Origin of the sequence: Gaiella sp., from assembly GCF_039915195.1 — a bacterium.
Lineage (GTDB): Bacteria > Actinomycetota > Thermoleophilia > Gaiellales > Gaiellaceae > Gaiella.
Window position 1 is genome coordinate 1 of the sequence record NZ_JBDSNT010000022.1, and the last position, 3,494, is coordinate 3,494.

The following is a 3,494-nucleotide window of genomic DNA, read 5'->3' on the forward strand; positions in this document are numbered from 1 at the left end:
ACCGGTCATGCAGCCCCGAGCGTGCGTACCATACGCGCGTCGCGCGGAGAATCGACGCGCTGCGACCCCTACCCGACTCCCATCGACACTCCCGCTGGAGGCGCTGCAATGACCACGATCTCGACCGGAGCGAAAGGCAACCTCGATCAGCACGGCCTCGACCCCGCGGCAGCAGTGATCTGGCAGCCGTCGACTGCGCAACTGTACGAGCACGCGATCCGGCGCGGCGACGGGCGCATCGCACACGGCGGGCCGCTCGCGGTCGACACCGGGAAGTTCACCGGGAGGTCGCCGAAGGACAAGTTCATCGTTTCCGAGCCCGGTTCCGATGCCAGGATCTGGTGGGGTGACATCAACGTGCCGCTCGCCGAGGAAAAGTTCGACACGCTCCGGGCCAAGGTCGTCGTCCACCTCGACGCGCAGGATCCGCTCTACGTCGTCGACGCGTTCGCAGGCGCTGATCCCGCGCATCGGATCGCAGTCAGGGTCGTCACGGGGAGCCCGTATCACGCGCTCTTCGCAAAGACCATGTTCATCGAGCCGGAGGCGGCCGACCTCGCAGCGTTCGAGCCCCAGGCTCTCGTTCTCCACGCTCCCGAGGTCGTAGCGAATCCCGAGGAGGACGGGACTCGCACCGGGACGTTCGTGGCTCTCCATCCGACGAGGACAGAGGTGATCGTCGGCGGCACGTTCTACGCGGGGGAGATCAAGAAGTCGATCTTCACGGTGATGAACGACCGCCTTCCGCTCGAGGGTGTCTTCCCGATGCATTGCTCGGCCAATGTCGGCGCCGACGGCAAGGTTGCGGTCTTCTTCGGGCTCTCGGGTACCGGCAAGACGACCCTCTCGGCCGACCCTGAGCGATCACTCATCGGTGACGACGAGCACGGCTGGGGCTCGAGCGGCGTGTTCAACATCGAGGGTGGCTGCTACGCGAAGGTGATCCGGCTGTCCGCCGAGGCGGAACCGGAGATCTTCCGCACGACCCACACCTACGGAACGGTGCTCGAGAACGTCGTCATCGACGAGTCGGGTGTCGTCGACCTCGACAGTGAAGCCAAGACCGAGAACACCCGCGCTGCCTACAAGCTCGAGCAGATCGCGAACGCGCTTCCCGCAAAGCGAGCCGGGCATCCGAGCGCGGTCGTGATGCTCACTGCCGACGCCTTCGGAATCCTCCCGCCGATCGCACGCCTGACGCGCGACCAGGCGCTGTTCTACTTCCTCTCCGGTTTCACGGCCAAGCTCGCCGGCACCGAGATCGGGGTCAAGGAGCCACAGCCCACGTTCTCCACGTGCTTCGGCGCTCCGTTTCTGCCGCAACCACCTGCGGTCTACGCCCGGATGCTCGGCGAGAAGCTCGACGAGCACGGCTCAGCTGTCTGGCTCGTCAACACCGGGTGGACGGGAGGCCCCTACGGCGCGGGTCATCGGATGCCGATCCAGGCGACGCGCCGACTCCTGCACGCCGCGCTCTCGGGGGAGCTCGACACAGCTCGGTTCCGTGTCGACGAGGTCTTCGGGTTCGACGTGCCGGTGGAGGTTCCCGGCGTGGAGTCGGCGCTCCTCGATCCGCGATCGACGTGGGGTGACCCTGGTGCGTACGATGTGAAGGCGCGTGAGCTCGCTCAGCTGTTCAGGGAGAACTTCACCCGCTTCGCCGGCGATTCGGGACATGCCGTCACCGCCGCCGGTCCGCAGATCTGACGGTCTCCAACCAAGGGAGAGCACATGAGCGTCAGGCGAATGGGGGAGGCCCTTCGTGCCACGGGGGCCTGCGTCGTCATCTGTCTCGCCGTGGCCTCCGTCGTCGCGGCGGCAGGCGCCACGCTCGACCCGCGCGACGGCCCCCTTGCACCGCTGCCGCGCCTCTCCGGTTCGCCGGGCGCCGCCGAACGGGCGCCGCTTCTTGCCTCCGTGGGGTTTCGGGCCGGAACCCGCTCGGTGACCACGGCATGTGGTTCGGACGGACTCGTGTGCTCGGACGTCGTCGTGCCGCTCGACCGAAAGGGCGTCGTTCCCGGGGCGATCACGCTCCATGTCGAGTCCATCCCGGCCGAGGGCAAGGAGCGCGGCGTGATGATGCTCGTCGCGGGCGGGCCGGGTCAGGGGTCGGCCACGGTGTTCGACATCAGCGACAAGAACAGCGCTCTCCTCTTCCGCGCGCTCTTCCCCGGCTACCGCATCGTCGCCTTCGACAACCGCGGCACCGGGAAGTCAGGTCTCATCGATTGCCCTGCGCTGCAGTCCTCGACGGGATTCGTCAACCAGGACACGCTCGCGCTCGGTTGCGCGACGACCATCGGGCCTGCGCGGGATTTCTACAGCACGCGTGACCACGCCGACGACACGGAAGCCGTGCGACAGGCGCTCGGCGTCGACAAGATCGCGATCTGGGGGATCTCCTACGGCACAAAGCTTGCGCTCGCCTACACGCTCGGATACCCGACCCATGTCGAGAGGCTCCTGCTCGACTCGGTTGTGCCGACGAACTATCCCGATCCGTACGCAGCCAACGTCCTACGCGACATCCCGCTCGGACTCGCGGACTACTGCGGCATCAGCGCGTGCAGGGCGGCGACGCCCAATTACGCAGCGGAAGTGACGGCGCTCGCGAACGGACTGGCTGCCCGCCCTGTGACCGGGAGCGTCCTGCGCGCGAACGGCACGAAGCGAAAGCTCACCGTTTCGGGCCTCGATGTGCTGTCGATTCTCGTCGAGTCCGATCTGAATCCGGGCCTCGCTGCACTCCTCCCGGCTGCAGTTCATGCAGCGCGAGCTGGCGCTCCGGCTGCGCTACTGCGACTTCACGACCTGACCATCAGCAGCGCGACATCGTCCGCCGAGCAACTCAGCTCCGGGCTCAACGCCGCCACGAACTGCGCGGACGGCAATTTCCCGTGGGACAAGTCGGCCCCCGTGGCGGAGCGGACTGCGAAGCTCGAGGCCGCTGTTGCTGCACTTCCAGCCGGCTCGCTCGGCGGCTTCGGGCCGTGGGCGATCGATCTCGGAGCCGCCAGCTTCTGCGTCAAGTGGCCAAGCCCCACCGCACCGATCCCCGCTCTCGGGACGGGGCCGCTCCCCGATGTGCCTGTCCTCGCCGTCAACGGCGGCTTCGACCTCCGGACGCCTGTCTCGAGCGCTCGAACGGTGATCGCGGGCTTCCCGCATGGCCAACTCCTGGTCGTGCCGTCCGTCGGACACAGCACGGTCACGGCCGACCCTTCCATCTGTGCACTCCATGCCGTCCGCGCTTGGATCGACGGCGACCGCGTTCCTGCGTCCTGCGCGCGCGCTCCGTTCATCGTCGCCCCTGTCGCTGCCTACCCGCGTAAGCCCAGCCATCGCTCGGCGAAGGTCCTCGGTTCGAGAGTCACCCTGGACCTGGCGCGTCGAACCGTGCGTGACGCGACTGCGCTCTGGGCTGCGGCCGCGGCCGGGCCCGGCCGGCCCGTAGGCGGGTTGACCTCAGGAAGTCTCACCACTGGCGCCAA

2 protein-coding genes are annotated in these 3,494 nt (G+C 67.7%); both read left to right on the forward strand.

Annotation, left to right across the window (positions count from 1 at the left end; translation table 11 throughout):
• Positions 1-108 precede the first annotated feature (108 nt).
• Complete coding sequence (gene pckA, locus ABIR74_RS02290; protein ID WP_348174996.1) at positions 109-1,707, forward strand: phosphoenolpyruvate carboxykinase (ATP); 1,599 nt, start codon at positions 109-111, stop codon at positions 1,705-1,707.
• 24 nt (positions 1,708-1,731) lie between these two features.
• On the forward strand, positions 1,732-3,494 hold a 1,763-nt coding region (locus ABIR74_RS02295), incomplete at its 3' end, for an alpha/beta fold hydrolase (protein WP_348174997.1).